Source organism: Vibrio sp. YT-19(2023) (assembly GCF_033337395.1).
The window spans coordinates 1-546 of sequence record NZ_JAWOQN010000998.1 but is presented as its reverse complement, the minus strand read 5'-3'; the positions used below and the strand labels follow the sequence as shown (position 1 = coordinate 546).

Genomic DNA, 546 nt, shown 5'->3' with positions numbered 1-546 from the left:
CAGCTGCGATTGCCACACCGTAAACTGGTGCCATAAGCATGTTTAGACCACCACGAGCGTAACGGTTATCTACCGCTTTCAAGTTGAAGCCCATAACATAGCCAGTTACCGCGTTGCTGCCAACACAACCTGAAAGTGAAACTGCCACAGCAGTCAATGCGCCAATTTTAGCAATTGCCTTTTTCATCAAAACCTCTAGTTAGAAAGTATTAGGTCGAAAATTCGGCGCGGATATTAGCTTATAAAAACTAGGGATAAAAGACAGAATTTTCCGAAGAAAGCATCTTTATTATTTTTAATACGTGGACATTTATCTAAACAATAAATAACCAATTTAAGATAAGGGTGACGAGATATTCAGCAAATAATAAACGTCACATTTACAACAAACTTTCCACAAAAGGTTATTATTTGCTCTCCTTGATTAAAATAATTTGTCGTATCCTTAATTAGAATGATTAGTGTGATTTTGACGCGATTGTTACATTGTTGCTAACTTATTTGACAGAGATGGTTTATGGCCAGAAGTAAAAAAAGCAAAGTATT

1 protein-coding gene is annotated in these 546 nt (G+C 36.3%); it reads right to left on the bottom strand.

What is annotated here, in order from left to right; all coding sequences use genetic code 11:
• Positions 1-187: DUF3332 family protein (locus tag R7E78_RS29645; RefSeq protein ID WP_318059081.1), on the bottom strand; the 187-nt coding region annotated here is incomplete at its 3' end.
• Positions 188-546: the final 359 nt, after the last annotated feature.